The organism is Dyadobacter sp. HNCC25DJ184 (assembly GCF_056895215.1).
The window spans coordinates 41,544-66,959 of the sequence record NZ_JBXHAQ010000019.1; the positions used below are offsets into that span (position 1 = coordinate 41,544).

Below are 25,416 nucleotides of genomic sequence, written 5' to 3' on the forward strand. Positions count from 1 at the left end.
GCATGCTGATCCACAAAACATAAATGTCCATTTTTCGTAAATTGCAACCTCCCGGATATCCCTTCATTTAGGATTTTCGGTATCCAAAGATTCAACCATTGATAAACGATTTTGCGAAGAAGATTTAAGAAGCATATGCGCATGGCGCGATATGTGATATATAAGGAAACCCTGATCGATTTTACCGATCATGTCTGGACATTCATAGGGTCGTTTTTGGGTATTGCCTTAATCGGTTTGATTAATAAGGAGAGCTTCAGCTCCACCGACAATGTGTTTCTAATTGGGTCTTTCGGAGCTTCTTCCGTCCTCATTTATGGAATTGTGAACAGTCCGTTGGCGCAACCACGAAACCTAATAGGGGGTCATGTAATTTGTGCGATCATTGGCGTCACAATGCATAAAATCATTCCGAACGAGATATGGTTATCGTCCGCATTTGCGGTGTCTCTCTCCATCGTTTTTATGCAGATCACAAAAACACTTCACCCTCCGGGCGGCGCAACTGCTCTTATCGCCAACATTGGGTCTGAAAAGGTCACAAGTCTGGGATACCTTTATGTATTAAACCCGGTGCTTTCCGGAGTAATAATACTTTTGCTCGTTGCGATGCTGGTCAACAATCGTGCAGCTCACCGCAACTATCCAAAAAATAAGAATTGGTATAAAATATGGGAACGGAGATATCGATAAAATTAAAATTGACAGCCCATTATTCATTATAAATTGACCTTATTGGATTAACACACGCCGTTTTGATCGCCTGAATGGAGACAGTAATAAGCGATATCAGTATTGCAAGCACACCCGGAACAGCCAAAAACCACCACTGAAACGCAATACGATATGCAAAACCGGCCAGCCAAATATTGATCAAGTAGTAGGCCAAAGGACAAGCAATGAAAACTGCAATACCGATCATTCTCAAAAACTGACCGGAAAACAGCCACACGATATCTGAAACGGTAGCTCCTAAAACCATACGAATCCCAGTTTCCTTCCTTTTTTGCGTGGTTGCCAAATGCGACAACGCGAAGAGTCCGGTTAAACATATTGATATGGATAACACTGTCGCCAGACTTATGATTTTTTGCCAACGCCTTTCCTGCTCATAAGTGCGTGCGTTTTGTTCACTCAAAAAAGATGCGTCGAAAACAGCACCTGGAAGTATTTTTTGAAACGTTTTTTTGAGCAATTCAACTGTTTGCTGTTGTGCTTCAGTATGAACTTTTACTAGAATTGCATCACCACCATATTGTTCGGCCATCACCATTACCATAGGTTGAATATGTTCCCTGAACGATCCGATATGGAAATTTTTGACTACTCCTATAACGGTAAACATTTCATCACCAAAATATGAATCCACTTTCAGCTGCGTGCCAACGGGATTTTTCCAGCCTGCCGCCTTAACAAACGCTTCATTGACCACTACACCAAATTGCTGATCAGACTGAAAATCGGTTGAAAAATTGCGTCCCTCTTTAATTTGAATACCCATCGTCGGGATATAGTCCGCATCAATGCTCCGGTAAAAACTTTTAATCGATTTTCCATTCACTTTTGTATCCCTGATTCCAAATTCACCTGAAACCGACATACCTTCAATATTGGATTCCCCGATCAGTTGATTCTTAAACAATGAGCCAATATGCTTTGTATCAGCCAGTCCGGGGATTTGAACGGAAATAATTTGGTCAGGATTATAGCCCAGATTTTTCGTTTGAATGAAGCGCATTTGCTGATATAGCACCAAAGTGCATATTCCTAATATCACGGCAATAGCAAACTGAAAAATGACAAGACTATTCCCGAAGCGATTTCGCCCCGCAAGCTTTTGCTTTTGATACAACACTTCGACAGGATTGTACCCAGACAGCAGAAAAGCAGGATAAGCTCCTGATAATAAAATATTTACCAGTGGAATTCCAAAAGCCACAACGACTAACAAAAATCGTGGCGATGTTGTGATCATGATATGCTTTCCTGAAATTTGATTGAATAAGGGCAACAGAAGCATAGTCAGTACCGCAGCCAATATGAATGCAACGACACACAGAATACCTGATTCTATTAAAAATTGAATAATAATCTGTGTCTGAGTTCCGCCGGTTACTTTCCTCACACCAATTTCCTTCGTTCTTTTCAAGGAGTTGGCCAGATTGATATTGACAAAGTTAACACTGGCCATCAGCAGTATAAAAAAAGCGATACCCAGAAAAAGATATGAGTAAACTGGTTTGCTGCCGTTGATAATGCCCCCTTCCCTATTTTGATCTGAAATTTCCTGAGGATTTAAATGGATATCGGCAATGGGCTGCAAACCATATGATATCTGAGGCGGTGATCCCTCCAGCCTGGCACTTTGTGCTAATTGATCCTTTGCATTCAAACGGTGGATTTTGTTGAATTTTTGTTCCACTGACCGAATATCCGCAGATGGGTGAAGTAAAACGAAAGTCCCAAGATATGCATTCAGCCAACTCAAATCCTCAAACGAAACCTGCATAAAACGGAAAGGAAACAAGATATCGAATTGAATGGATGAGTTAGCCGGAGGATTTTCAACCACACCAGAAACGACTAACGGTTTACCAATACGTCGGGCGGAAGGATCCGAGTCCATTTCCAAAGGTTCGCCGATCACATCCAGCCGATTGAATAATTTCATCGCCGTCTTCTCAGTGATGACTACGGAATTAACATTGCCAAGGACCGTTTTGGGATTACCAATCTTCAATTTGAAAGTAAAAATATCAAAAAAGGAGTCGTCGACGAATAGCAATTGCAGTGTAGAAGCGGTGCTTCCTGTTCGAACGTCACCATATATATCCCCTCCCATTATCCGTACAAAATCAACAATTTCAGGAACTTGCATCTTGAAAGTCGGCCCTTGAACCTGGCCTGTCCCCCCGGACGTCTCGATTTTCCCTTCCTTATTTACAGTTGTCGTTATGCGAAAAAGGTTAGGATTATTGGTATGAAAACTATCGAAGCTGTGTTCATCCAGCACAAAAAGTACGGCAAAAAGAACGCAAGTAGTTCCAATTGTTAACCCAAGAATGTTTATGCAGGCATATAACCTCGACTGCCACAGATGGCGCCGCGCGATTTTGAGAAATGTCCAAAACATAGTTTACGATGCTACTTCCATTCGATACCCGATTCCATGCACCGCAGCGATTTTTATAGCCGGGTCAGCACTCAGCATTTTTCGTAACCTTGACACAAACACGTCCACGCTCCGGCCTACAGTAACGCCTTCGTCCTCCCAGACAGATTTGAGAATTATTTCGCGTTCAAGAATCTGATTAGCATGTGAAACAAAAAGTTTCAGTAGTTTGGCTTCACGATAAGTCAGATTATGGACAGCGTTGGAACAGATCAACGTTAAGTTGGAAGGATCAAGTTGAGAATTGCCGAATATAATCTTGGGTCGCTGCTCCGTCAAAGGAATTGTCACTAGCTGACCTTCGATATGGTCTTTTCGGGATCTGCGCCAAAACATAAAACCAACCAGCAAAACAACACTTCCAAAAGGTAAAAACCACCATCCGGAGGCAGTGCTCACTACCTGCTTTTTGGGATTAAAAACTGCTTTGAGTGTATCAGAGCCTTCCTCTTTTTTCGTTGAACGTGAGACATTGTCAGGCTCCTTCAAATCCACAAATGTGCTCGCCACCTGCTTTTCGGGATCAAAAACTACCTTGAGGATATGACAGCCCTCTTTTTCAGTTCTTGTTAAACAGGGAACACCCTCTGGCTGCTGTAAATCCAGAAAATTATATCCCAGCTGAACTGCGCCGCTATCACAGTCTAATATCGCTACGTGATACCCTCTTTTTATTCCATACTGGTCTAGTGATTTCTGAAGTAACTTCGGCAACTTTTCATATTTAAAAACGTGCGTCAATTCAATGGTGAAAGTATTGGCATCTGTCTGGTGAACAGGAGGTATTGTCGTGGTGCTATCACCATTGGAACTCAACAATATGTGAGCTGTTCTTCTGATGGCCAGATTGGCATTTTCAGAGAAACGAAGGGACTCATTGCTTGCCCAGACGGTGTTGCTTTTAATCAGGACTCCAATCAAAAACAATGATATCGCCAGCATATTCCTACCTAAACAAGGCCTGTGTTTCCACAGACCTGCTCTTCCAACTTCTTCAAAAGATCCCGCGACGACACTGAATACAACTAACCGACTCATTTTCAAACCCATATGAACAATTTAATCACATTATTGATGAGACTTGTCTCTCCTCTCCTATCATCCAACCAATTTAGCAACCATCACCTTTCATCTTAATAACACCATATAACCATTTCATTTGAATTGGTGCAATCTGCGCCTGTTGAACGGTTATAATCCTGCGCCCCACTTCGTCATTTTTGTTGGCAGGGTCAATTACTAACTGGTCTCCCGCTTTGGCATATTTCAGAACCTGAGCCAGGTCTACCTCCGTAACCGCATGATTCTGAGCATATGTCCCACCATCAATGATTAATCCCGAACGTTTAAGATAAGTATAAAACGGAACTTTAACTTTTCTACCCGATTCGGGATCGCCCTTTACGATACTCAGTTTACCAACGCTGGCTGTTGAAAAAGCTGTTGGGTCGACAACCTTATCATTTAAAAGCAAAGGATTGCGAAAAAACTCGTCTGCCGAATTATGCGGAAAAGTCAACGACATTGACAAGGTCAGTATAAACACGATTGTCATGATCAGATTTGAAGGTATATTCCTCATGGTTAAACGGTTGTTGTTTAAAATTACTGAAAATAGTTGTAAGAACTTCTGTAATCGGCTTTCGGAAATCAGTTGCGGGATAGTCAGATTCTATCCCATGAATTCTTCATCAGGTCATCTTTATGTGGATGATGGTTCAAATGTAGAATCGGGTATTCATACCACAGACAATTCGTAGTAAAACATTGTAAACGAAATGTAAAAGTTGATTTTCGCTAATGCAAACGTTTGAATAGCATCGTTTTACCTGATTTTCAACAAGGACAAAAGAAAGAATCTTCGAAATCGCCGACTTGATTTACATATTCAAGACCTTGCATATAATCACTCCCCGGTCAAAACTATTTCGATGCTTTTTAATCAAATGTTAACGTGCAAAAATGCTCTGGGCATGAAATTTTACCCTTTTCTACACGTTGTAATTTCAGTGCTTCTAGTTGCATCATTCCAATAGTTAGAATTTCTAATAGATGTTGTCGGTGTTTGGACTATTCCGGTATCCTAATTTGTGCGACAAAATTATTTGACATTGTCGCCCTTTTAAGCTAAATTCGTATTCCAACTACCTTATTATCAGCGTGTTCAAGTAACTTTTGTTTAATAAGTTAAAAGCAAATCGTATGAGCCCAAAACTCATTTTAATAGCAGACAAGGATACTACCGACAGAAATCATTTGCGCAACGCATTTGAAACTGTTGTTAGGGATGACCTGAAAGTTGTGGAGTTTATGGACGATAATGATTTACTTAATCACATGTCGGACCTCAGCCACATCAACCGTCCATCGCTTATTATGATGGAGATGAATATGCCTGAAATGAGCGGTTTTAAAGTTCTTCAGACATTAAGGAAAAATGGAAAAGTGCAACATGTTCCTGTCGTGATGTTTTCACGCAACTCTGAGCCACATCTAATTGATCAGGCATTTGATCTGGGCGCGAATCACTATGTTCAGAAACCAGATTCGTCTGCGGAATACGTGCATATCGCGCATGCATTGAACACACTGTTTCTTGCGCCGTTTCCGTTTTGAACTGCTAGCTTTTAGTAGTCGAAAAGCAAAATCCACCCATTTTACGCATGGGTGGATTTTGCTTTTTTTATTTAATATGATATGTTAGTTAGCGGATATTCTTTCTCGATTTAGATATCCACGGTATATCACATGACTTACGAATCACCATAAGCCAATCCCTAAAAGCTAATAGCCACCCATGATTTTAAAAATTGTTAGTTCCGTTTTGATACTCGATGCCGTGTTCATGGGTCTGAAACAAGGTTGGGCGATGTTGAACGGAAAACCACAAATGCTTGAAATGTTTGGTCCGTGGGGCTTGGAGAAAACTGCTGTCATGATTTTCGGTGTCGTAACTATCGCTAGCGCATTGCTCATTGTTTTTCCAAAAACCTTTGTCTGGGGCAATTTCCTTATGGCCGCTACGATTCTTCTTATCATATGCTTCCACCTCCAGCATCGTGACCTCAAAGGAGTAGCAATTGAGCTTCCATTTTTCTTTTTGAATCTGATCATTATCTACCTGAAACATCCCTTGTCAGAATCGATTCAATAAACTGAATAGGTGTTCATTACTACCCCGAAATTTGTAAAATTCAGACTTTTTCTTCGATCCAAATTGCCAGAAGCGCACATACAATTAGCGCAAACCATACCCAGTCAGGGATATTTGTTCTAGAAATGCTGTTTGAGAACTTATCTGATGGCTTCGATTTTTGAAGGTTACTTTGATATACCTGATATTTCCTGAGAAAGTCAGTCAAATATGCTGAATTATATCCTGGCTCGGTTTTCGCTCCAACATACAACTCCAATGAATCGCCAAAGCTGACCCAACCTGATTTTTCAATTGCAAGGGTTGCGGTTACCGTCCGGGGATTGATAGGTGATGGACTTAGGAAAATGGAATCTTGCCCTACCTTTAAAAGATCTGGCATGAGGATGAAGTTATTGAGGACTACTTTATAATCAATATCTTGATATACAAGTGATTGAAGATCAATGTTTGACTTCATGGGTGGTCTCAAACCAGCCATTATTTCGCTCCAAACCTTGCTATATGTCAGACTATCGCCGGATAAAATCATTGGAAAGGTTTCGTTTAACAAGCTCACGGCAACGATCCCCAATTTCTTTTCCGCAAGAATAGGAAACTTCGAAAGAGGTATTTGGTGAAGTGCCGGAACAAAACGATAAGGTAATATGCTCTCGAAATTGTTTTTAGCCGTGCTATCTTTTCTATCAGCTTTTATCTGAAAGTGACTCCCCAGACTTTTATTGATCAGATGAATGTCGGTAGATGGATTTTCCAGATTTAGCACCAGCACACTCTTGCCTTTATCCAAATACTTTTTAGTCAACTCGTTTCCTAAATTTTGAGGATCGACAATAAGAATATCAGGTTCACCGGCCTCATTGATCTTAACTTCTGAATTCATGTTCTTCGACAAACCAGATATATAATCGACAGAATGACCGATTTTCCCCAGCCAAGTCGCCAGCGTCCGAGTCTCAAAATCAGGACTTTGAAGCAAAAAGCGAAATTTCAATGGCTCAGGTTTTCTGGTATAAAATCGTATCGTATCTACTGCCTTTCCCTCCAATTCCAATGTCATTACTGTTCTATTGTTCGAAAACGCCGGAAACGAAAAGTCGAGAGTTTGTTGACCAGGCTGAACTAACAAACTGTCAATGAACACATTACCATATTTCAACTTCAAAAGACCACTTTTATTTTCATTCAGGACCCCTGATATCCGTTGTATTTCGCCTTGGCGCAATATCCCTTTCCAGCTGAGATTTTTGATATGCCGTGTTTGGTCAAAAGGGATCCATTGGAGATACCTGGGTTGGTATTCAGAAAGCATAATCCCTTCAAAAATGCTTTGCGGAAAATCCTCTCCAACCAATATGAGTGAATCAATTTGATTGAAATCCGGCTTATTGATGTCCAGAATTGCTGCTGTTAGAAGACTATCTCTAACTTGATTAAAAAATACAGCAGGTATATCCTTTCCGAAAATTAGAGCCGTTCCGGATTTCGACTTGCCATCCCAGTATGGTTTTAATACAAAACCTAACAGGCTCGCCGACAATAAGATATGTAAAGAAAATTTAACCCAAAAACGCGGAGAATTTCTCGCCCCGGGTTTTCGAAAAATAGTCCAGAAATATATTATCAGTAAAAAGACGAGCAAGCCCAATGTAGCCTGCGCTACCCCATCTGACCAATTTAAATCGATATGAATCATTCGTGAATTTTCAATTCTTAAAACTTGTCAGACTTTGAATAATGGATGGTATAGTCACGGTTTGTCAAAAAATTGTCATTTTATTGTCAGGTATCGCCCAACTATACTGGCTATTTCAGCTGTTTCCAGAAAGCCTGTTCTAGTTTTTCGGCACTTAAATATCCCTGTTTATTTCTGATCTGTCGGTCCACTTTTTGATATAGCCACGACTTTAATTGACTGGATTCCAGATCAGTTAATTCCTTTCCGCTCATCATTTTTTGCAAAATCTTAAAATCAGTCCAACTTTGAATGCCGTTGAAAGGGACGTTCTGCATCAATCTTTGTGTTAACGTACTAGCTGCCAACTGAATATGGGACGGCAGTTTTACGTGCCGGTTTCCAGCGTCCAGATATCCCAATATTTCGGCTGCGAGTACCGACGTTGTTAACTTTTCATATTCCTTTCGTAATATGAGACCTGAGGATATATCCTTCATTTCGCCACTAAGACGTTTTTCTTTTTCCTTGATTGGAGGTGGGTCATATCCACTTTTTTTAACATAGGTTCTGGCCTTTTGCTGCGCCGATTTCAAATATTCAAGGGCTTTATATTCGAATGGAAGCGCCTGTTTGGGTTCGTAAATCCGCAAATGAAGCTCAGATTGCCACATTTGTTCCAACGCCATTTTCAGCAACGCTCTCGTCGACTGTTCATAAAAAGTATTTACCTCTCCATCGTCATGATTATGAACATATTGCTCCATTAACGCGGCCAGCGGGTCTTTGGACTCCGTTTTCGTTTCATTACCATGGTGATGTTCTGGTTCCGGCGCTCCTGCACCTTCTCCATGCCCGTCAGAATGATGAGTAAAAGCGTCAATAACACCAGCACCATTCACACTTGATTCGCCTCCCGGAGGCCCGCCTCCGCCGATATTGGTTTCAAATTCTTCTCCCAAATATTGTCCATATCTCAAGCGTAACACCTTCTGATCGAAGCCTATCTCATTAGAAGTTTCATTAAACTCCTTTTTCGACAGCTTCTTTTCTTTGGCTAAAAGCTTCTCGGTATCAATGATAATCTGCCGCTGACTTCTGAAATATTCCGGAATCAGATTGACCGCCATCGTTGCCAGCTCCGATTCCTCAGTCTGCGCTGTGTCTTTGTAAACCAAAAAATAAGTATCAGACTTGCTGAAATTGGCCGCAGGCTGCTTATTGTCGATCGCTGCCCAATAGTAATAAAGCTCGTCTCCGGGTTCAAAGCCAAGTTGGTTCAGGTCGATCGTTTTCTCCAGCCGAGCCGTCTTGAAATCAGTTGGGGAAAGTGGCAATCTTACTTCGCGAAACTTGACATTTTCACCTGAACCTCTGGCAAGTGTAGCCACGATAAACCCCTGCTTTACTTTAAAGTCATCTGACATGGAGGCAGATATCCTAATGTTTTTATTGTCTTTCAGGAAATGATATTGATATAGTTCCTTGGATGCAGGCTCAATTTTCGCAGGTTCGTCCGCAATTGCTTCCATCTTATAAAACTCTGACTCATAAGCTAATACTCCGTTTTGATACGCCCGGATCGCATATAAACCTGACCCGGCCAATCTGTCTGAATAGGTAAAATGTTTATTGACTTTCCGAAACACAACCTCTTCTCCTCGTGTGTTTGCCAGTTTAAGTTCCAGATGATCGCTGTTTGACAATGCAACGTCCCAAACAACTCGGGAGCCTGTGATGGCGGTAATATTCATGTCCTCCGAAGTTCGTTCCGGTAGGTCAGTGTATGGTGGCGGCGTAATTGTTATTGTCGCAGATTTGAGTTCAGGTTGAGCTGAAATTGTTTTGGCTGTTATCGGCTTTAATTTTAACCCGGCCACCTCTTTTTGGCTAGTTGTCTTTGTCAGAAAAGGTATTCCGAGATAAAAAACAATGGCCAAAATCAGCACGCCAAAATACAACTTCAAATCTGTGTACAACCTTAAATATGGAAATTCCCAATCTCCTGTTTGACGGTCAATGCGAGCAAGTTGCAATTGCTCTGCAATATTCAACTGAGGCTTTTGATACAATTCAAGGCTATATTCGCTAACATTGACATGACGGTGAATCAACTTTATTGCTTTTGGTTTTTGGTTTTTAAAAACCCCGAAAACCCAAATTGCAATAAAAAAAATCGCCAAATCGACCAAAAGATTAAAGTTAGATTGGATATCCAGGACAGCATGCAAAACCATATGGCACGAAACTGCAAGTAATGTGCACTTCAGGAACCCGATCACTGATAATTGCCAGCTCACTTTTCGAATCAATACATTAAAATCAGCCATTTCGCCACTCCTTTCTGAAAACAATCGCTCGCTCTACCAGCAGAGTAACGAGAAAAATCAGCATCAGCCATTTGCTAACTGTCAACTCCTGAAATCCTGGTGGATTAACAGATTCAAATTTCTTATGCAACCGGCCAGAACTCAACGGAACTGACTCGTTTTTCAAATGGAAATAATCAACAATCTGCTCTCCAAACCATTCCGGAAGTCGCCCGTTTCGTATCAAATCAGACTTGGAGACATGGAGTGCATCGTTGAGATAAACGATATTCGGCGCGAAGTTTTCCCCCGAACCTATAACGACATACAGTGTCTGATCGGAATATTTTTTCAACTCATTGTCTGTCACAACAAGATCGAAAATGGAGTCCTGATTAGTATTTCCTTCTGATATTCTCAGCGGCATTTCATATACCTTTTCCAAAGCGCGCAACGCTGCTTCAGTCGCTCTTCGCGACTGAATATCTTTAACATTCAGCCGAACTTTATAGTCGCCGCTGTGCACTAAATGAGTTTTCCTGTACCTTTTCTCAATGTCTTTTATGTCGGCAGTAGTTAGCAGACCGGTAGATTGCTCGACGAAAAGACCTGCCCCCTTTCCAACACTCAAATAGTTAACACTGTTATCTTGATCGCTAACAGTCACATAATGAATCTGATAGGTTCCGGGGATATATATTTTGGGAATTACCGAGATCGAATTATTATTTGAAAGATATAAGTGGAGTTCGGTCCCTTCGTCTGTAATCGACTGAATGTTCTTTTGAAGATATATATCAAAATCAGTATTGCCTGGTTTCGCCTCAAACGATTTTAATTCTTCTGGTTCCGGACCTGTCAGATATACTTTTTCTCCATTTTTGATAGCGTTTTCGATTTCGAAACGAAAATTTTCGATCAGTTTGACATTGTTTTCAACCAAATGAACGCGCTTGCTTCTGGTGTGGTCTGGTATAAAATGAAGAATCGGTTGACTCAATATCGCCACCAAAAGTAAAAGCAACAGACAACGGATTAGCATTAGGGGAATTTCATCAAGTCTTATTCCGCGGTGTTTCAGACTTGTTTTTTCGCTAAGCCACTGGTTGGTCGCCCACCATATGGTTTCTCCTCGCTTTTGATACCAAAAATGAATAATCACTGGCAACACCAATGTACATAATCCCCAAAGCCAGGTCGGTTTTAAAAATTCCATTACCCTTTTCGCCTCGTTAAAAATGCTTTCAAAATCATCCCGATCGGTTCGCTTAGCCTAGCGCGCACCAGGCTTACATGAGGTATTTGCAAATCAGATTTTAGTTTTTCAAAATATTGTTCCGCCGATTCGTTGTAGCTCGTTCTGATTGAATCCGCATCAAGTTCCAACTCCTTTCCGGTTTCCAGGTCTTTGAAACGATAAAAGCCTTTCATTGAAAGATGAATTTCCTGATCGCCTAATATTTGAAAAATTACAATTTCACGGCTCGGCCCGGCGAGTGACCGGATGAAGCGAATCCATTCATCAGAGCTTTGCAAAAAGTCAGAGACAAAAATGAGTTGTTCCTTTCTCCGGTTTTTCAATTCAGGAAAAATATGCTTGACGTCTTCCTCCTTAACCCATGTGCCCGAAGCAGTTACGTTTTCCAATCCGACCAAAATCTTTTGAAAAGCCTGTTTCCCAGAGGACGCTGTGTTCCCTGCAACCAACGTATTTACAGTACCGTTTTGCAAACCATATAGACTCATTTGATCATTCTGAAGATAGCCAAGATATGAGAGCGAGGCTAACATGATCTTTGCATATTGTAATCTGCTCACTGAGTTCTCTTCATAATTCATGGAGCCAGAAAGGTCCAGCACAAACCTGATTTTACGATCACTTTCGGTTGAAGATTCTCTTACCAAATGCTTTTCCGTTCGCGCATATAGCTTCCAGTCAATGCCTTTGGGATCATCGCCGGCAGTATAATGTTTATATTGTTCAAACTCAACCCCTATCCCCGACCGCTTACTGGAATGAATTCCCAACATCAGTTCCTCACTCACCAACTTGCCGGTAAGCAGCAGGTTTTTGAGTTTGATAAGATCTGAAGCCAGCAATCCGGGAGGTTTGGTCATATACTATTTGGAATGGAATTATGGCTTGACCTCCTTGAGAAGCTGCGCAATTACCTGGTCGGTGGATATGCCTTCCGCTTCCGCCCGGAAGTTCATGGCGATGCGGTGGCGCAAAACGGGATATGCGAGTTTTTGAACATCCTCTGGAATGATCGCAAACCGTTCGTTCAATACTGCTCTTGCTTTGGCACACAGTACCAGTGCCTGACCCGCGCGAGGCCCTGCACCCCAGTCGCACCATTGTCTCACAAATTCCGATGAAGTCGTATCCGGGCGGGATGCTCTCACCAATTTATTGATCCAGACGATCAGCTCATCGCTAACGTGAACCTCTCGCGTAAGCCTTTGTATTTCAACAATATCCGTCGCTGACAATACCTGATTAACAGACGACTTTAACGTCCCTGTCGTTGATTTCAAAACCTGCAATTCTTCTGATTCAGACGGATAGCTGAGTTTGATCAATAGCAAAAACCGGTCGAGCTGAGCCTCAGGTAAAGGATAGGTTCCGGATTGTTCAATCGGGTTTTGAGTAGCGATGATCAGGAATGGGTTAGGAAGCTCATAATTATCGCCCCCGTAAGTCACACTTTTTTCCTGCATCGCCTCCAGAAGAGCGGCTTGTGTTTTAGGAGGTGTTCTATTGATTTCGTCGGCCAAGACTACATTCGCGAAAATGGGGCCTTTGTTAAATTTGAAAAATTTCTTCCCGGTTTCGTGATCTTCCTCCAATATTTCAGTCCCCACTATATCACCTGGCATCAAATCAGGAGTAAACTGAATGCGCTTAAATCTCATATCCAACGCATCCGACATCGTCTTGACCATCAGCGTTTTAGCCAAGCCAGGCACTCCCTCCAACAGACAATGACCGCCTGCAAGTAACGCGATCAATATCTCATCAATCGCCTCCTGCTGGCCGACAATTACTTTGCCAATTTCCTGTTTCAAAAGTGGCAGGGTAGCTACCAGCTCTTTATAATGAGTCAATTCCTTTGTTTCCAATATGTTTCCTTTTCACAAGAATATCAGGCAGTCAACGCATAAACCACAATATTTACCGCAAACCTTGTATTGTCGACCGCCAAAAATCTTTTGTTTCTAAAATCATAATCCCACTCGCAACCGTAATCTTTATTGCTATATAACACCCCGATCCTCCCGTTTACTTCGATAGCCTTCAGATAATCATGCACGAGGTCGTCTCCCCAACCGTTCAGCTCGAAGGAAGTGGTGGGTGGACCCTCTTCAAATTTGAAAAACGAACTATATATCGGATGGTTGTTCGGGATCTTCCTCAATGCGCTATCGCCAAAAGTTTTGCCCATTTCCTGTTCGAATGATTTGGCAAAAAGTCCGTCAATATCATGGTTGCAATCATCGACAAACACAAAGCCCCCGTTGAGAACATACCGTTTGAAATGATCTCTTTCAACGGACGAAAATTCTACGAGTTTATGTCCACTGAGATAACAAAACGGGCTTTTGAAGATTTCCGTACTGCTCAACTGAACCACCTTTTCCTTTTCGTCAACTGGTATCGTCGTATATTCCACCAAAGAGTTTAACAAATTGGATGGCATGCGTTGATCGGTGTCCCAGTTGCCCGATGTGTATTGAATGCGTGTGAAGAAAAATGGTTTCATCCGTTCACTTGTTAACTCAAAAAAGATCAGATTGAACTCACCATTAAATATTCACTGCGGGTTTGCATACCTTTTGGATGAAGTTTCATTTGAAATAATCGGCATCAGAAATTTTCATGAATATACCTGACCCCCTGAAATCAAGAGGTCAGGTTTCTATCGCCGGAACTGGGAATATATGCTTAACACATTAAACCGCGTCAGACAACGACGAAAAAGTAAACTCCCTGATTTTCATTGGCGGCACCATATAGTTTGTGTCTGTTTCGGTGCTCACAACTCTTTCCGGCCTCCCGAGCATTTCCAGATTATTCAACATAATAATCGGACTTTCGTTAAACCTGAAATTCTTAACAGGATGCTTAATTTGTCCATTTTCGATATAAAAGGTACCATCTCTGGTTAATCCGGTCAGCAATAGCGTTTGCGGATCTACTGAACGGATATACCAAAGTTTAGTCACTAAAATACCCTGCTTGGTAGACTTGATCATTTCTTCCAACGATGCAGTTCCACCTTCCATAATGACATTTCCGGGAAAAGGGATAGCCTTCACATTATTTTTCTGAGCCCAATACCGAGAGTAGTACATATTTTTCACAACTCCCTTTTCGAACCAGCTCACCTTTTCCTGCGGTAACCCGTCTCCCGAATAAGGAGATGCAGGCAACTCAGGATGAGCAGGATCGGAATATATATTAACCCGCTCGTCCACCATTTTTTCGTTCAATTTGGTCTTTCCACCAGGTTTGCTTAGGAACGAACGACCTTCGTCGGCGCTTCTGGCATCCATACCGAAGTATATATTTTCGAGCAAAACAGCCGCAGCGGTTGGCTCAAGAATAACAGTATACTTGCCCGGTTCAAGCGCTTTTGCACCAACCGACCCCAACGATTTTGCAGCTGCAACGGAAGTCGCCGCCTGGATATCAAGTTTGGATGCATCGCTATACCCTTTTGCAACATATCCGGATCCAGTCGAATCGGCCGTTCTTACGGTTAGAGAGAAATTGATATTCGTGCTTGGGTAATATGCAAAAAGGCCTTTGGAGTTCATCATGGCCGTAAAGCCTTTTCTATTTTCCAGAAAGCCTGCCCCCGTTAAGTTTTTTGCCCGGGTCAGTTCCAGACTTTTGGCGACTTCGGTTGCCCGGTAATCGGGATCAACTGCGGCTGTTGTATCAAAGAATCCTTTTGAGCTAGTATATTTTTGGGGTTCCAAAACGCTTACATATTCCGGGTTTTCAGGCGCCAGGCGGGCCAACTCTTCCGATCTCCTTACTACTTTTTCAAAAGAAGCTTCATCAAATTCATCAACAGTTGCGATACCCACCTTTTTACCAAAAGCCGACTGCACTTGCAAATTTTGATTGATCAGCGATCCGCTCGTCGAAACTTCGTTTCTCGCATATCGCAAATTTCCTCTCTCTTCGCCGAGAATATTCACCTCACATTCATCAGCTTTGGAATATTTCAGGACCCTTTGCATCAGCTCCTTTGCTTCTGATTCAGATAATATTACTGACATAGTTTCTATATTTTTCGGGCTGTATTGATCACATTGACACCATTAAATCGAGCAGTACTACTGCCATGAGAAACTGCGCTTGATTGCGGCGGCTGGCCTTTGCCATCAAAGAACGAACCTCCCAAACGGTAGTCGCGATCGTCACAAACCTGAACACATGAATTCCAGAATTCCTGCGTATTAGACTGATATGCGACGTCTTTCAGCATCCCGGCTATTTTCCCGTCTTTTATTTCATAGAACAATTGACCGCCAAACTGGAAGTTATAGCGTTGCTGATCGATCGAAAATGATCCGTCACCAATGATATATATCCCCTTCTTCACGTCCTTAATCATTTCTTCGACCGACAGCGGAGTTTTACCCGGTGTCAGGGAAACGTTAGGCATACGTTGAAACTGAACCGAGCTCCAGCTATCGGCATAGCAGCATCCCTGTGATTCTTTTTCACCCAAAATGTGCACCTGATCACGAATTGCCTGATAATTGACTAAAATTCCATCTTTTACCAAATCCCATTTTTTTGTATTCACTCCTTCATCATCCCAACCAACGGCACCAAGCGAGCCAACTTGCTGTTTATCAGCCACAAGCGTCACTTGTTTACTGCCATATTGGAAATTTTTCGATTGAAGCTTGTCCAGCGTGGCGAAGGATGTGCCCGCGAAATTGGCCTCATATCCCAACACGCGATCCAATTCCAGCGGGTGACCGACCGACTCGTGAATCGTCAGCCAAAGGTGAGATGGATCCAAAACCAAATCATATTTTCCGGCCTCAACAGATTTAGCCGTCAGTTTCTCCTTAGCCTGTTTGGCAGCAGAAGTGACGTCTTCCAACATGTCGTATCCTTTATTATATCGGGTTGTAATACCCGTTATTTTGTCGGCAGGATTCACCTGAAGATAGTCATATCCCATCCCCATCGGTGCACTCAGCGACTGGCGGGTCTCAAATTTGCCGGACTTCGGATCAATGGTAGTTACCGTAAAAATCGGCCATATCCGGTGTACATCCTGATCAATATATGAACCGTCAGTCGACGCAAAATATTTTTGTTCATTTACCGCAAACAGCAAAGAATTGATATAATTGGCACCATTTTTCATCGCTGAATCATTCACTCCGAGCAACAAATCTACTTTTTCCTGAATAGGTACTTCGAAGGTGTTTTTCTTAATTGGTGCTTTCCAACTCACTTCTCCAAAACCTTTTTGAGGCGCCAAAACCACGGGCTGTTTCATGAGTTTGGAATTGGCTTTAGCAATTGCGACCGCATCTTCGGCAGCCTTGGCAAGTTGCATTTCGTTTTTTGCGTCGACCACCGCAGCAAAGCCCCAGCAGCCGTTAGCGATTACGCGAACCCCAACACCATACGATTCCGTGTTGACGATATTCTGAACCTTATCCTCGCGGGTTATCACAAACTGGTTTAGATATCGGCCAATTCTGACATCGGCATATGTAGCGCCTTTTGCTTTCGCTGCGTTTAACGCTGCATCAGCCAGTCGCTTTTTCACTGCCACATCGAGGCCTGGTTCCAACAACATTTCCGGGGAAACATTTCGGCCCATAGCCATGCCTGGAAGCATCAGTGCACCTGCACCCAGACCTGCCATTTGAATAAAATCTCTACGTTGCATATGTATTTAGGTGTTTCTTAGCTGTTAGCTTTTTGGGGGTTAGCGATTAATTTCCCGATTTTCAGGAGTATAAGAAAGCTCAGCGTAACGCTGCGATATACTCAAGTCAACTCCACGTTTAAACCAGGAAACCTCCACTACTTAAGATTAAGCATGTTCTTTGTTTTTCACAAAAACCTATTGTTATACGGTCCCAGCCGGATATAAGCGGTATATCAATTCTTAAATTTCACTTCAAACGGCATCTGAAAGACTCGTAAAAGTGAAATCACGAATTTTTAGTGGAGGTATCAGGTTGCCTGAACGGCGTTCAGGTTTGCCAATTTCCTCCAAATTGTTAAGCATAATCACCGGACTTTCGTTGAACCGAAAATTTTTGACCGGATATTTAATCTGCCCATTTTCGATATAAAAAGTACCGTCACGGGTAAGGCCGGTATATAACAAAGTTTGAGGATCAACTGACCGGATATACCAGAATCGGGTCACCAAAATCCCTTTTTCTGTACTGCGTATCATATCTGCCACCGACTTGGTTCCACCTTGAAAAATAAAACCACCAGGCGCAGGAATGGGTTTTACTCCTTGCTTTTGAGCCCAGAAACGGGAATAATACATATTTTTGATGACGCCATTTTCTACCCAGACCACCTTTTCCTGAGGTCTGCCATCGTCGGAATATGGCGAACCTGGAATTTCGGTATTCGCAGGATCCGAATATATGGTAACACGCTCATCGAAAAGTTTTTCGCCCAGCCTTGTCCCTCCTCCTTTTTTACCAAGAAAGCTTCTCCCCTCATCCGCACTTCTGGCGTCCATACTCCTCATCATATTTTGTAGCAAATCCACACCTGCCTGCGGTTCGAGAATGACTGTATACTTCCCAGGCTCCAATGCCTTTGCATTAGTGGAGGCCAATGCCTTTTGCATGGCAATCTCTGTTGTGGGGCCGGAGTGTAATAAATTTGCATCCGTGAAATCTCTCGCAACATATCCTGAACCCAGCCCATCCGCGGTTCTCACGGTCACCGAAAAGTTAACACTGGAAGATTTAGCATATCCAAACAATCCTTTGCTATTTCCGATTGCCGAAAATCCGGCGCTATCTTCCAGATATCCAGCAGCCACAAGGTTCTTTTTGTCGCAGGGCGAGATACTGTCATATGCGATATTTGCCCGAAAGTCGGGGTCAATGGAAGCGGTTTTGTCTGAAAATGTTTTTGTTTCCAGATATTGCTGTGGCCCTAAAAGGGACATAAACTCAGGGTTTTCCGGAGCCAATTTGGCTATTTCTTCCGATCTCCGAACAGTTTTTTCCAAAGATGCATCATCGAATTCGTTGACCGTGGCCGTGCCAGACTTTTTGCCATAAATTGAAGTAATGGACAAGGATAAGTCTGTAGATTCGCCGGCCGTGGAAACTGAATTTCGTGCATATCGAATATTCCCAACTCTCGCGCCAGTCAGATTGACTGAAATCTCATCCGCTTTCGAAAAACCTTTCACTTTGTCGATAATAGCTTTCGCTTCCTGACTAGATAGAATTGCCATTTTTTAGCTTTTAGGTGTTAGCTATTAGGTTTTAGCTTTTTATAACTATTTAATAAAAAGTGTATTGAGTATATTTTTTATGTCAGCCGATTAGGAATCATCCTCCCCGACAAAACTTGACCACCTCCTGACCAAACGGCCTTACAAAGATCTCCCAAGCCTCAAAAAATATATCCGGCCATTTATATCTTCCTCCCCGTATTGATCACATTTACGCCGTTGAACCTGGTTGTCGAGCTGCCGTGAGATACAGCGCTGATTTGGGCAGGCTGGCCTTTTCCATCGAAAAATGATCCGAACATGCGGTAGTCATCCTGATCACAGAGCTGCACGCAGGAATTCCAGAACTCCTGCGTGTTGGATTGATATGCTACGTCGTCGAGTGCACCTGCAATTTCCCCATTCTTGATTTCGTAAAAAACCTGTCCACCAAACTGAAAGTTATATCGTTGCTGGTCAATCGAATATGATCCGCGGCCGATGATATAAATCCCTTTATCAACCTCTTTGATCATATCCAGTACGCTGCGCTTTTCAATGGAAGGCTTTAATGAGATATTGGGCATCCTTTGAAACTGCACAGAACTCCAGCTGTCGGCATAACAGCAGCCATTCGATTCTTTCTCGCCAATAATGGCAGCCTGATCACGAATAGCCTGATAATTAACCAAAATACCGTCCTTAATGATATCCCATTCCTTGGAAGGAACTCCTTCATCGTCAAAGCCAACAGCACCCAGCGAATTGAGCTGCGTTTTGTCGGCAACAATATTGACGAACTTACTTCCGTAATTAAAGTTTCTTGATTTCCATTTATCCAAAGTTGCAAAGCTGGTTCCTGCGTAATTCGCTTCATATCCAAGCACACGATCGAGCTCGGTAGGGTGCCCTACGGATTCATGGATAGTAAGTCCAAGATGATTTGGATCAAGAACCAGATCATATTTACCCGCCAAAACAGATTTGGCCGTCAGCTTTTCTTTGGCCTGTTTGGTGGCAGCGATAGCATCTTCCACCATATCATACGAGTTCCGATATCCAACCAGGCCATTTGGTCCCGCGATTTTCTCAGTTGCAAGCCCGTCCAGATATTCATATCCCATACCCATCGGCGAGCTGATCGCATCTCTGGTTTTAAACTTGCCGGCAGCTTTGTCAATCACGGTCACCGTAAAAGTCGGCCATATTCTGTGCACATCCTGATCAATAAACGAGCCATCTGATGAAGCGAAATATTTCTGTTCGTTGACCAAAAAGAGATTGGATGTAACATATCCCGCGCCGTTTTCCAGAGCCTTTCCATTCACATTCATCAACAGATCCACTTTCTCCTGAACGGATATTTCAAAGGCATTTTTCTTCAAAGGTGTCTTCCAGGATTTTTCACCCAATCCACTTTGCGGCGCGAGTATTACCGGCTCCTTCTGGAATTTGGAATTGGCCTTTGCAATCGCGACAGCCGTATTGGTGCATTTTAAGATCCCTTCCGGACTCACGTCACTAGTCGCCGAAAAGCCCCAGGTGCCGTTTACAATCACACGTATACCAATCCCGTACGATTCCGCATTAACAATATTCTGTACCTGTTTCTCTCTAGTGAAAAGATATTGCTGAAGGTATCGCCCTACCCGAACGTCGGTATATGTCGCACCCTTTGATTTGGCCTCGTTTAACGCCATTTCGGCCAGCCTTTTCTTGGACGCTGCATCCAGCCATGGTTCAAGGAGGCGTTCCTGTTCAATGGAATTTCCCAAAACGGGAATTCCCGGAAGCATCAACGAGCCAATCCCAAGTCCTGATAATTGTATAAAATCCCTTCGTCTCATGCAGTTGTGGCTATGACCGAATTGAAAATGCTTACCAACACATCAATTCTGGTATTATTTGAGCTTCCAAGATAATTAATTACTGGATACAAATTCAAAAATTAACTACAATTAAACCTGTATGACGCGGTATTCTTAAAATAAAATAGTACAATTATACTCATGGTCAACATTTTATTCCGTCGAGGATTTCCAAGCGAGTTTTAGGAAAGACAGATTTATTTTGTGTTTTTCCAATAAAAACTAAGACACTGGTGCGTAACCGCAATAGACGCGATGAGCGTCGCGAAGGGCGCCAGGATTTGATATTAGCAGAGAATCAGGACAAAATTGTAGCAAACAAGTAGTGCTTCGCAACATCCTCATTAAGGATATTGCGAGTACTATTTAAGTCAGTAGTGATTAACCTTTAAGTTATAAATTCCCTTTTTTTAGCTGGTCGACGGCGTAGTTAACCGCACGTGCTGTCAGGGCCATATAGGTTAGCGACGGATTTTGGGTCGAAGTGGAGGTCATACACGCTCCGTCGGTTACGAATACATTTTTGCAATGATGCATTTGATTCCACTTATTCAGCAACGAGGTTTTAGGATCATGGCCCATCCTGGCACCGCCCATTTCGTGATTTTCACTTCCAGGATTGCGCTTTGTATCTGAAGTTTTAATATTCTTGAAACCCGAAACATCCAGCATTTCGCTCATCTGAGCATAGAAATCGCCCACCATTTTCATGTCATTGTCATCAAATGAGACGTTCATCCTCAATAACGGAATACCCCATTCATCCTTTTTCTCAGAATCCAGACGAACAGAATTTGACTCTTTCGTCAGCGTTTCGCCCATCATCTGTAGTCCTATATTCCAGCCTTCGTGACTTGTTTTGAAAAGGTTTTGTTTCAATTCTTCTCCCAAGCCGTCGGTGGGCGTTCCTTTTTTACTTGCTGAAAACGAAGTTGCATATCCTCTCAGAAAATCTGTCTCTTGTTTGAAAACATTCCTGAACCTCGGGATATAGGAACCATTCGGTCGGCGGCCATCTGTGGTGCTGTCATAAAAGCCATCAAAATCAGCGGTAACTCGTCCCCTATAATTATGAAAACCGATAAATTTCCCAAGAACACCACTGTCATTTCCAAGTCCGTTCGGGAATCGGGATGATTTGGAATTGAGTAAAATCAAATTGGAATTGACGGCCGACGCATTGAGGAAAATGATATTGGCAAAATATTCTGTCATTTCCTTGGACTGTGAATCCACCACCCGCACACCTACAGCCTTTTTCTTTTTGTCATCATAGATGATGGAATGCACAACAGAATTTGGCCGCAAAGTCATCTTTCCGGTCTTCTCCGCCCAAGGTATAGTTGAAGAATTGGAACTGAAATATCCACCAAAAGGACAGCCGCGCTGACACATGTTCCGATGCTGACATTTCGCACGACCTTGTTCCAGGTGAATTGGCTGAGGATCAGTGATATGCGCCACACGACCGATAATGACTGGGCGGGTATTCTTGTAGTGTTTCGCTACTTTACCGCTGAAATCTTTCTCCACGCAAGTCATATCGTGAGGTGGAAGAAACTCACCGTCAGGAAGTTGTGCCAAACCATCTTTATTTCCGGATACGCCAATAAATTTCTCAACGTAGCTGTACCAGGGTGCTATATCCTTATATCGAATCGGCCAGTCGACAGCGAATCCATCTTTGGCGGGGCCCTCAAAATCATAGTCTGACCACCGTTGTACCTGCCTCGCCCACAATAAAGAGCGCCCTCCGACCTGATATCCACGCATCCAGTCAAAAGGTTGGTCCTGAATATAAGGATGTTGCGCATCCTTGACCACAAAATGCATAGCATCTTCTTTAAAGATATAGTGCTTGCTCGCGATCGGATTTTCTTGCCTGATTTTCAAACTCGGCTCTCCCCTATGCTCAAACTCCCATGGAAACATATTCGTAGTCGGGTAATCGACAATATGCTTCACATCCCGTCCCCGCTCCAACACGAGCGTCCGAAGCCCTTTTTCAGTCAGCTCTTTCGCTGCCCATCCCCCGCTCATTCCGGTACCGATCACAATGGCATCAAAAGTATTGGCCGCAGCCGCATCAATATTAAAATAGGACATAATTTCGCTCGTATTTTTAAAAATCTGTAACCGCACCGGAAGCAATGGTTCACGCAAGAGACGCATCAGCTGGCTGAAAACCCTTACTGCCCGATAAAAGTGAATAACAGCCAGTCACCTACTCTTTTGAAGGTACTTCAATTTATAAGAAGTTCCGAGACTCCCATTCACTCATTCTTCGCCCACGCCCCCGGCTCAGTCGCCAATTTTATTAACTTGTCACTCTATTCAATTTCCTGCTAATATTTATGAATTATAAATACCTCCAAAAAATCGTTTTTTCATGCTGTCTTATGGCAGCTCACCAACTTGCCGCTCAAAACCTTGGGACTTTGACTGTCGAGAAAATTATGAGAGATCCCAAGCTTTGGATCGGAACTTCTCCCTCTGAGGTTTCGTGGTCCGAAGATTCGAAAACGGTCTATTTCAAATGGAATCCTGAGAAAAATTTAGGCGATTCGCTCTATCGATATTCAATAGCTAAAGGTGCTATTGAAAAAGTTTCACCAACTGAAAGACGTAATATTCCGCCAACAGAGGGTACCTATACCGCAGATTTCAACAAGAAAATATTTGAGAAAAACGACGATATCTTTATTCTGGATTGTAAAACGGGACGAGTCGCTCAACTTACGCATACTATGGACAGGGAGTCGGCACCGGGCTTTCTGCAGAATGGAAAATATGCTTTTTATCAGCGGAGCAACAATTTATACTCAGTTGATCTGACATCTGGTACTACTTCCCAACTATCCAACTTTACCGAAGGATCTAAAAAAACAGACAAAAAACTTTCGGACGAAGAAAGAAACCTGAAAGCCGACCAGCTTGCGATGTTCCGCGTTTTGGCTGAAAGGAAAATGAAAAAAGATTCGGCTGCAAAAATTAATAAGGCCGATGAGCCACATTATGCCAAGCCCATATATATGGAAGATTCCCGACTGACCAATCTGACAATAAGCCCTGATGGCCGGTATATCACCTATGGACTGACTAAGGCAGACAAATCAGCCAAGACTACGATTGTTCGGAATTATGTGACCGAGTCGGGATATACGGAAGAATTGCAGGCGAGAACAAAAGTCGGTGCGCCTGTTGCAACCGATGAGTTTTGGGTGTTGGACACTAAGACGGACAGCACGCGCAAATTGAGTTTGAAAACAATTCCAGGTTATAAAGACAAGCCTGACTATCTGAAGGACTATCCGAAATTGGATACTATCTGGAATAAAAAAGAGCGCAGTTTAGTTGTTCATGGGCCGTTTTGGTCTGAAAAAGGCGCACACGGAATCGTTGTCATTCGCTCCCTGGATAACAAAGATCGGTGGATCATGCAATTAAATCCGGAAACGCTATCTCTTCAACTGATTGACAGACAACGGGATGAGGCGTGGATAGGCGGCCCGGGCGTTGGTGGTTATCCAATGAGCGCAGGAGAAATCGGCTGGATTAATGAGGATGTGGTATATTTCCAAAGTGAGGAATCGGGATGTTCGCATCTTTACAGCGTCGACCTTAAAACCAACACAAAAACGGTACTAACCAATGGGAAATTTGAGATTCAGAAAGTTGTCCTTTCAAGAAGTAAGCAACACTTCTTTCTCACCACGAACGAAGTACATCCGGGCGAACAACATTTATATAAAATGTCTGTAAATGGTGGAGAACGAACGAAACTGACTTCTGGAACAGGAGCTCACAATACTACCATTTCACCGGATGAAACATCCATCGCTGATTTATTTTCGAATAGCAATACTCCCTGGGAGCTGTTCCTGACACCGATAGGTTCAGCGGATCAGAAAAAGCGAATTACCCAATCTACACTTCCGGAATTTCAATCATATCCCTGGAGAGAAGCGAAAGTTGTAAAGATAAAGGCTGGCGATGGCGAAGAGATATATGCCCGTGTATATGAGCCTAAAAAGCCCAATGGAAAGGCGGTGATTTTCGTCCATGGCGCGGGTTATCTTCAAAACGCGCCCAAATGGTGGAGCCAGTATTTCAGGGAATATATGTTCAATAACCTGCTGACTGACAAAGGGTATACTGTTTTGGATATGGACTACAGGGCCAGCTCAGGCTATGGAAGAAACTGGCGCACAGGCATATATCGTTTCATGGGCGGAAAAGACCTGACAGACCACACCGACGGGGCAAAGTGGCTGGTTAAAAACTACAAAGTTGATCCTCATAAAATAGGAATATATGGTGGATCATACGGGGGTTTTATCACCTTGATGGGACTGTTCACGACGCCGGATGTTTTCAAAGCGGGTGCCGCACTTCGCCCGGTTACCGATTGGGCCGCCTACAACCATCCATATACCTCCAATATTCTCAACGAACCGCAATGGGATAGCCTGGCATATGCTAAAAGTTCGCCGATTTACCACGCTGCAGGATTTAAAAACAATTTGCTGATATGTCATGGAATGGTAGACGTAAATGTTCATTATCAGGATGTTGTGAGACTTTCACAACGCTTGATAGAGCTTGGAAAAGACAACTGGGAGGTGGCTTCGTATCCTATGGAGGATCACGGATTTGTTGAACCGTCTTCGTGGACGGATGAATATAAAAGGATATTAAAACTTTTTGAAGAGAAATTAAAATAGTAAAAGTACCGCTTTCCCATTTCGCCTTACTTCTGGCAGTGGGGAAGTA

General features: G+C 42.8%; 18 protein-coding genes. 4 read left to right on the forward strand and 14 right to left on the reverse strand.

Annotated features, from left to right (window positions below; genetic code table 11):
- Positions 1–111: 111 nt before the first annotated feature.
- A complete protein-coding gene (locus AC1XUD_RS23445) occupies positions 112–693 on the forward strand; it encodes an HPP family protein (RefSeq protein ID WP_483363466.1) in 582 nt (193 codons plus the stop codon).
- A 19-nt stretch (positions 694–712) separates the two neighbouring features.
- On the opposite strand, the gene AC1XUD_RS23450 is transcribed toward AC1XUD_RS23445, so the two are convergent.
- The 3 genes from AC1XUD_RS23450 to AC1XUD_RS23460 form a co-directional block, all read right to left on the reverse strand.
- Complete coding sequence (locus AC1XUD_RS23450) at positions 713–3,133, reverse strand: ABC transporter permease (RefSeq protein WP_483363467.1); 2,421 nt, start codon at positions 3,131–3,133, stop codon at positions 713–715.
- A gap of 3 nt (positions 3,134–3,136) precedes the next feature.
- Complete coding sequence (locus AC1XUD_RS23455; RefSeq protein WP_483363468.1) at positions 3,137–4,210, reverse strand: winged helix-turn-helix domain-containing protein; 1,074 nt, start codon at positions 4,208–4,210, stop codon at positions 3,137–3,139.
- A gap of 73 nt (positions 4,211–4,283) precedes the next feature.
- The gene (locus AC1XUD_RS23460; RefSeq protein WP_483363469.1) at positions 4,284–4,754 is read right to left on the reverse strand and encodes a hypothetical protein; all 471 of its coding nucleotides are present in this window, start codon (positions 4,752–4,754) and stop codon (positions 4,284–4,286) included.
- 620 nt (positions 4,755–5,374) lie between these two features.
- Here AC1XUD_RS23460 and AC1XUD_RS23465 point away from each other — a divergent pair.
- Entirely contained in the window at positions 5,375–5,788 is a 414-nt protein-coding gene (locus tag AC1XUD_RS23465) for a response regulator (RefSeq protein WP_483363470.1), read from the forward strand.
- A 181-nt stretch (positions 5,789–5,969) separates the two neighbouring features.
- Positions 5,970–6,326, forward strand: coding sequence for a DoxX family protein (locus tag AC1XUD_RS23470; protein ID WP_483363471.1), 357 nt, complete (start codon positions 5,970–5,972; stop codon positions 6,324–6,326).
- Positions 6,327–6,366: 40 nt separating this feature from the next.
- Here the strand turns inward: AC1XUD_RS23470 and AC1XUD_RS23475 are convergent, their stop codons facing one another.
- The 11 genes from AC1XUD_RS23475 to AC1XUD_RS23525 form a co-directional block, all read right to left on the reverse strand.
- Entirely contained in the window at positions 6,367–8,022 is a 1,656-nt protein-coding gene (locus AC1XUD_RS23475) for a hypothetical protein (protein WP_483363472.1), read from the reverse strand.
- Between the two features lie 110 nt (positions 8,023–8,132).
- Positions 8,133–10,331: a hypothetical protein gene (locus AC1XUD_RS23480; RefSeq protein WP_483363473.1), complete on the reverse strand. Its 2,199-nt coding sequence runs from the start codon at positions 10,329–10,331 to the stop codon at positions 8,133–8,135.
- Entirely contained in the window at positions 10,324–11,526 is a 1,203-nt protein-coding gene (locus AC1XUD_RS23485; RefSeq protein ID WP_483363474.1) for a BatA domain-containing protein, read from the reverse strand. Before AC1XUD_RS23485 ends, AC1XUD_RS23480 begins: the two co-directional genes overlap by 8 nt.
- Positions 11,526–12,428: a DUF58 domain-containing protein gene (locus tag AC1XUD_RS23490; RefSeq protein ID WP_483363475.1), complete on the reverse strand. Its 903-nt coding sequence runs from the start codon at positions 12,426–12,428 to the stop codon at positions 11,526–11,528. Before AC1XUD_RS23490 ends, AC1XUD_RS23485 begins: the two co-directional genes overlap by 1 nt.
- 18 nt (positions 12,429–12,446) lie before the next feature.
- Positions 12,447–13,433 carry an AAA family ATPase gene (locus AC1XUD_RS23495; protein WP_483363476.1) on the reverse strand — a complete coding sequence of 329 codons (987 nt, stop codon included), beginning with the start codon at positions 13,431–13,433 and terminating at the stop codon, positions 12,447–12,449.
- 23 nt (positions 13,434–13,456) lie between these two features.
- On the reverse strand, positions 13,457–14,074 hold the full coding sequence (locus tag AC1XUD_RS23500) for a DUF4159 domain-containing protein (protein ID WP_483363477.1): 618 nt from the start codon (positions 14,072–14,074) through the stop codon (positions 13,457–13,459).
- 190 nt (positions 14,075–14,264) lie between these two features.
- Positions 14,265–15,602: a TldD/PmbA family protein gene (locus AC1XUD_RS23505; RefSeq protein WP_483363478.1), complete on the reverse strand. Its 1,338-nt coding sequence runs from the start codon at positions 15,600–15,602 to the stop codon at positions 14,265–14,267.
- 5 nt (positions 15,603–15,607) lie between these two features.
- Positions 15,608–17,245: a TldD/PmbA family protein gene (locus AC1XUD_RS23510; RefSeq protein WP_483363479.1), complete on the reverse strand. Its 1,638-nt coding sequence runs from the start codon at positions 17,243–17,245 to the stop codon at positions 15,608–15,610.
- 234 nt (positions 17,246–17,479) lie between these two features.
- On the reverse strand, positions 17,480–18,796 hold the full coding sequence (locus AC1XUD_RS23515) for a TldD/PmbA family protein (RefSeq protein WP_483363480.1): 1,317 nt from the start codon (positions 18,794–18,796) through the stop codon (positions 17,480–17,482).
- Positions 18,797–18,978: 182 nt separating this feature from the next.
- Positions 18,979–20,622, reverse strand: coding sequence for a TldD/PmbA family protein (locus tag AC1XUD_RS23520; RefSeq protein WP_483363481.1), 1,644 nt, complete (start codon positions 20,620–20,622; stop codon positions 18,979–18,981).
- 414 nt (positions 20,623–21,036) lie between these two features.
- Positions 21,037–22,749: a GMC oxidoreductase gene (locus tag AC1XUD_RS23525; RefSeq protein ID WP_483363482.1), complete on the reverse strand. Its 1,713-nt coding sequence runs from the start codon at positions 22,747–22,749 to the stop codon at positions 21,037–21,039.
- Positions 22,750–23,042: 293 nt separating this feature from the next.
- Between AC1XUD_RS23525 and AC1XUD_RS23530 the strand changes: the two genes are divergently transcribed.
- Positions 23,043–25,367, forward strand: a complete 2,325-nt coding sequence (locus AC1XUD_RS23530; RefSeq protein WP_483363483.1) for a prolyl oligopeptidase family serine peptidase — start codon at positions 23,043–23,045, stop codon at positions 25,365–25,367.
- Positions 25,368–25,416: the final 49 nt, after the last annotated feature.

Excerpts from the sequence above, each read along its gene's own strand:
- AC1XUD_RS23450 (WP_483363467.1), bottom strand. The coding sequence starts at position 3,133 with ATGTTTTGGACATTTCTCAAAATCGCGCGGCGCCATCTGTGGCAGTCG.
- AC1XUD_RS23455 (WP_483363468.1), bottom strand. The coding sequence starts at position 4,210 with ATGAGTCGGTTAGTTGTATTCAGTGTCGTCGCGGGATCTTTTGAAGAA.
- AC1XUD_RS23460 (WP_483363469.1), bottom strand. The coding sequence starts at position 4,754 with ATGAGGAATATACCTTCAAATCTGATCATGACAATCGTGTTTATACTG.
- AC1XUD_RS23465 (WP_483363470.1), top strand. The coding sequence starts at position 5,375 with ATGAGCCCAAAACTCATTTTAATAGCAGACAAGGATACTACCGACAGA.
- AC1XUD_RS23470 (WP_483363471.1), top strand. The coding sequence starts at position 5,970 with ATGATTTTAAAAATTGTTAGTTCCGTTTTGATACTCGATGCCGTGTTC.
- AC1XUD_RS23475 (WP_483363472.1), bottom strand. The coding sequence starts at position 8,022 with ATGATTCATATCGATTTAAATTGGTCAGATGGGGTAGCGCAGGCTACA.
- AC1XUD_RS23480 (WP_483363473.1), bottom strand. The coding sequence starts at position 10,331 with ATGGCTGATTTTAATGTATTGATTCGAAAAGTGAGCTGGCAATTATCA.
- AC1XUD_RS23485 (WP_483363474.1), bottom strand. The coding sequence starts at position 11,526 with ATGGAATTTTTAAAACCGACCTGGCTTTGGGGATTATGTACATTGGTG.
- AC1XUD_RS23490 (WP_483363475.1), bottom strand. The coding sequence starts at position 12,428 with ATGACCAAACCTCCCGGATTGCTGGCTTCAGATCTTATCAAACTCAAA.
- AC1XUD_RS23500 (WP_483363477.1), bottom strand. The coding sequence starts at position 14,074 with ATGAAACCATTTTTCTTCACACGCATTCAATACACATCGGGCAACTGG.
- AC1XUD_RS23505 (WP_483363478.1), bottom strand. The coding sequence starts at position 15,602 with ATGTCAGTAATATTATCTGAATCAGAAGCAAAGGAGCTGATGCAAAGG.
- AC1XUD_RS23510 (WP_483363479.1), bottom strand. The coding sequence starts at position 17,245 with ATGCAACGTAGAGATTTTATTCAAATGGCAGGTCTGGGTGCAGGTGCA.
- AC1XUD_RS23515 (WP_483363480.1), bottom strand. The coding sequence starts at position 18,796 with ATGGCAATTCTATCTAGTCAGGAAGCGAAAGCTATTATCGACAAAGTG.
- AC1XUD_RS23520 (WP_483363481.1), bottom strand. The coding sequence starts at position 20,622 with ATGAGACGAAGGGATTTTATACAATTATCAGGACTTGGGATTGGCTCG.
- AC1XUD_RS23525 (WP_483363482.1), bottom strand. The coding sequence starts at position 22,749 with ATGTCCTATTTTAATATTGATGCGGCTGCGGCCAATACTTTTGATGCC.
- AC1XUD_RS23530 (WP_483363483.1), top strand. The coding sequence starts at position 23,043 with ATGGCAGCTCACCAACTTGCCGCTCAAAACCTTGGGACTTTGACTGTC.